Below are 4453 nucleotides of genomic sequence, written 5' to 3' on the forward strand. Positions count from 1 at the left end.
GGGCATCAAAGAAAGCCGGGGGTGCGGATAAAGGCAAGCGAACAATTCCCAGAAAATACAAATATATCCGTTGCTTAGGGTTGGCTACGCAACTAATATCAGGTCATAGATAGAGGCCGCAACGGCCCACCTTTCACCACAAGAGGAAAACAAACATGGCACTGTTTCAATGCAATACCTGCGGGGCTTCCAAGGAGGTCGAGACGGGGATTGTCGAGGTTTGCGCGAACTGCGGTTCGACTAAGGTTGTCAATCTCACCGTGCAGGCGGAGCAAATCGCCAAAGCCAATGATGCTTTCCGCGCGGCAATCATCTGTGGCGGGCATCCGGCCTATAAGGGGCGTGTCGTCTGCTCCCAGGGCGTTGCAGCAGAAGGCCCCGAGTTCATGACCATGGCTCAGCTTCAAGTCGCTGGTTCCGCGAATTTCAACGAGGACAACGACCCGCACGGGGATCATTCCATGGGGTCAGTGCAGGTGTGCGGCAAAACCGTTTGGTGGAAGTTCGACCTCTACGATGAAGCCTATGAGTTCGGTGCAGACGATCCGCTTGACGACCATAGCACCCGCCGCGTTCTGACGCTGCTTTTCCCAATCGAATACTGATACCGGCCCGGTCCTTTTGGGCAGCGGCCCGGAAGGCGCAACCAGCGCCGGGAAGGAGGTGAAATCATGAGCATTGAAATCATTCAGCAACGTAAGCGCGAAGCCGCTGAACTGATCAGAAAGGGAGGCCTCTCCGCCAAGATCGCCCTCGCCTTTCTGAAAACACACGCTGGGGCCTAAGCCCCCTCGCCTCAGCCCGGAAGGGCTGGGGCATCCATAACAAAAAACCTCACCACATCACAAGGATGAACCCCATGACCATGCACAAGCCGATCACCGCCGTCGTTGAACAGGTTCCCTACGGCGATCTCTATGTGTCTGATCTGAACCCGCGTACCGTTATCAATCCGCAAGGCATCGAGGCTCTGGCCGAGAATATCCGAGAGCTTGGCCTGATCCAGAACCTCGCAGGGCTGCGCGACCAAACGGGCAAGGTGGGCATCGTGGCCGGTGGCCGGAGGCTTCGCGCTCTGGCTCTGCTGCAAGACGATCCGCGTTTTGCATCCGTTCCGGTGAAAATCGCCCCGGATCAGGAAACCGCTCAAATGTGGGCATCGAGCGAGAACCACCAGCGCGAGCAACAGCACCCCGCCGATGAAATCCGTGACTATGGCAAAATGGCTGCGCGCGGCGTGTCCGTCGCGGCAATCGCTATCGCGTTCGGAGCCACGGAGCCGCATGTGTACCGGCGTCTCAAGTTGGCGGGCCTTCCCGACCCAATTCTGGATGCTTTGAAAGCCGGAGAAGTCACCTTGCAGAACGCCGCTGCCTTCACCGTCAGCGAGGACGAGGCAAATTCGCTGGCAGTGTTGGAGAAGGTGCGCGGCGAAGGCTACAGCGATCACCAGATCAAGCAGATGCTTAAACCGGACTCGGTGCGGGATACTGACCGCCGTGTGATTTTTGTCGGGCGGGAGGACTACGAAACCAACGGTGGCCACGTGACCCGAGACCTGTTTGCAGAGCAAACATTCATTGATGATGTGGCTCTGCTGAATGACCTGTTTCGTTGCAAGCTGGCTTTGACGTGTGACGCGACCACCGCGAAAGGCTGGAAGTGGGCCGAGGCGCTGGACAGAACTTACCTGCCCTATGGTGAGTTTGAACAACGTAAGCTTGAACGCATCTTCCCCGACGAAGGGACGCTCATCGAAGAACAGGCGGAGCGGTATGACGAGCTGGCGGAACTCGCTAACGGCGACGTTCTGGACGAAGCCGGCGAGGCGGAACTGGCGGAACTCCAAGCCGTGTTGGAAGGAACCTACAGCGCCGAACAGAAAGCGGTGGCCGGGGTAATCTTCTATGTCAATCAAACAGGCGAGGTGCAGACCTACGAGGGTCTTGTACGTAAGGAGGACAAGGCCGCAGCCATCGAAGCGGGATTTCTCCGCAAGACCAGCCAATCGGGCGGTGACGCCGCGCCGAAGTCGCCCATTTCGCAAAAGTTGAGCGACGACCTGTCACGTATCGCCCAAGGGGCGCGGCAACATGCAGTGATGCGTGACCCCGATCTGTTGATTGATCTGCTGGCCTATCAGTTGAGCCATGAACTGCGGTCGAGCGGTCCGCTAGGTATCAGCAAGACCGACGTTCCGAACTGGCCCAGCACAGAGGTCGCTGGCTATGCGCTGGATGAACGGCTGACCAGCAATCCACCGCGCGATATGTGGGATGCGAAAGACCTTGGAGCTTCGTTCCGTGCGTTCCGCAAGAAAGGCCCGGAGCATGTGCGCGGTGAATTGGTTCGCTTCCTCGCCGCGCAGTATCGGGGTGGTGATGAAAAGCTGTCGGCGCTGATCGACAAGGAGACGCAGCCGAATATCCGCGAGGTCTGGACGCCGAACTCTGAGAATTTTTTCTCCCGTGTCGGAGGCCCATACCTCAACAACCTTTGGCGCGATCTGCTGGACCTGTCCGAAGATCACCCCACTGCAACCAATTTCGCAAAGCTGAAAAAGGGCGAGAAGGCAGAGAAGCTGGAAGCACTGTTTTCCGGTGATGCCGACTTGCGCACCGCCCTTGGCGTTACTGAGGCGCAGGCCGTCAAGATCGACGTATGGCTGCCCGAGGGCATGGAGTGAAATCGCTGGCAGGGCGCTTGAGCGCCCTGCCCCACCGATGGAGATAGAGTCATGCGATTCAAACCTTGGCCGTCGATCCGCGCGGGCGCGTTGGCATCCGGCTTCAACAGGAACAGCCTTGAAGAAACGGTATGGCGTTCTGGTATTCCAGACAGGAGCCGATAGGTTTCAGGCCATAGCCTTTGAGTTAGCGAAGATTTGAAAACAGTGGGATTGAGGTAAACAGCGTGAAACAGAACATTGTCCGGGTTTGGCGATCAGCGCAGCTCTATATCGGGTTTCACCGGGACCAATCCGGGCGGAAGCGCGACACAGCGAAGGTGTGGCCGCCAAAAAATGCTAACGCGACCATCCATTCCGATCCTGAAGCGCAAGAGGCTTTTGTCGTCGTCAAAGCCGCCGATCAGGAGGAACCGAGAGACGTTCAGATCAAGCTTCGCCCGGATCAAATCGTGCTGCGCCGTGATCCTGGTACTGGTTGGGAGGGTGTTGTCGTGGATGAATTCGGCTTGGCTGTCCAAGTCAACGGTGCGTGGATCCGCATCATGCCGGATGGATCGGTTTCCCGTGAGGTCGAAGGCGACACTACCTATTTAGAGGCAGATGGCGCAGTCCTGAAGAAAACGCAATTTGCCGAGGCTATGATGTCAGGTGATGGCGTGGAGCTGACCCGTAAAACTGACACGACAATTGCAGCGATCCGGCATGACGGAGTGGTTGCAAAATCCCGAAATCCCGAGCAAATTCCCGGTAAGTAGTCCCCCTGATTTTTCCTTTGTGGTGAAGGAAACACCTGCCCCGCTTCGGCGGGGTTTCTTTTTGCCTTTTGGTGTCCCCCCAGATCAGGGCTGAAGCCCTGACCCGGCCGGACTGGCGCGTCCGCGCCGGGGGCCGCTTGCGCGGCCCGGAAACGAAATGCGGCCGGAGCTTTCGCCCCGACCGTCACCTTCGCGGCCATCGGCGTCCCCGCCTGTTCCGCACCGCCAATCTAGCAACCCTAGCGGGAGGGGCAACCCGGAATACGGCAATCGGCGGCTTGATTAACCGTTGTGCCAGGTCAGGGATTTCAGGATTGAACGCGCCGCTCCAGGCATCTGCCAAGGTGTCCGCCCGCTCCTATGTGAATGCCGATTTACTGCAGCAAGTTTGCTACGGCCCGTGCTGGCGCAAGGGCTAAAGCCCTTCTCCACTGCGCTGCGCTCCGTTGCGACCCTTCGGGTGCGCCAGCCCTTAAAGCCTCCGCCGCACAGAGCTGCAATCGACAATCATATAGGAGCTAACACCATGAACAAGATCATTTCTTCTTTGCGTTCAATCCTGAAATCCCTAACCACCAAGGCCAAGATCAGCATCTCAGTCGTCATAAGTATTCCGGGCTTCCTCAAAGTGGAAGTCAGCTATGCGCGAGATCTTACGAAGCCGAACAAGGAGAAAGAGGACGCCTAGCGGCGTCCCAGCCCGCCCGATGGGCGGGCTTCATCTGGCGCTGCCTCAACGATTGTCCAGGCCATCACGTCCCGTTTTTGACATTCAGGGCAGCGCAAGCCTTCTACTATGCCGCGAAGAAACTCAAATTGCCCATATCTCTGCCTAAGCCAGAACCCGTGGAGATACCAAGGGCCGCCACCGCAAACGCAACCAACCCTGATAGCGTGTTCAGCTTCCAGATTGTTGACGCGCAATGTGTAGAGGGGGGCGATGAAGGTCTCTCGGATCATTTTGGAACAATACAGGAACATACTGCGGATTGAAAAGTGGTATGTGTCT

At 57.5% G+C, this 4453-nt stretch carries 5 protein-coding genes; 4 read left to right on the top strand and 1 reads right to left on the bottom strand.

The window, feature by feature from the left end; genetic code table 11:
* Positions 1-155: 155 nt before the first annotated feature.
* The 4 genes from L1069_RS23430 to L1069_RS23445 all read left to right on the top strand — a co-directional run bounded on the left by L1069_RS23430 (position 156) and on the right by L1069_RS23445 (position 4132).
* Entirely contained in the window at positions 156-605 is a 450-nt protein-coding gene (locus L1069_RS23430) for a DUF3768 domain-containing protein (protein WP_129373462.1), read from the top strand.
* A gap of 254 nt (positions 606-859) precedes the next feature.
* On the top strand, positions 860-2686 hold the full coding sequence (locus L1069_RS23435) for a ParB/RepB/Spo0J family partition protein (RefSeq protein ID WP_164982837.1): 1827 nt from the start codon (positions 860-862) through the stop codon (positions 2684-2686).
* Positions 2687-2913: 227 nt separating this feature from the next.
* On the top strand, positions 2914-3444 hold the full coding sequence (locus tag L1069_RS23440) for a hypothetical protein (protein WP_129373464.1): 531 nt from the start codon (positions 2914-2916) through the stop codon (positions 3442-3444).
* Between the two features lie 526 nt (positions 3445-3970).
* Entirely contained in the window at positions 3971-4132 is a 162-nt protein-coding gene (locus L1069_RS23445; RefSeq protein WP_164982838.1) for a hypothetical protein, read from the top strand.
* Here the strand turns inward: L1069_RS23445 and L1069_RS23450 are convergent.
* Positions 4129-4453: hypothetical protein (locus L1069_RS23450; protein ID WP_237457251.1), on the bottom strand; the 325-nt coding region annotated here is incomplete at its 5' end. The genes L1069_RS23445 and L1069_RS23450 overlap by 4 nt on opposite strands.

The sequence above is a fragment of the Leisingera sp. MMG026 genome (assembly GCF_021654205.1).
In the GTDB taxonomy this organism is placed as follows: Bacteria; Pseudomonadota; Alphaproteobacteria; order Rhodobacterales; family Rhodobacteraceae; genus Leisingera.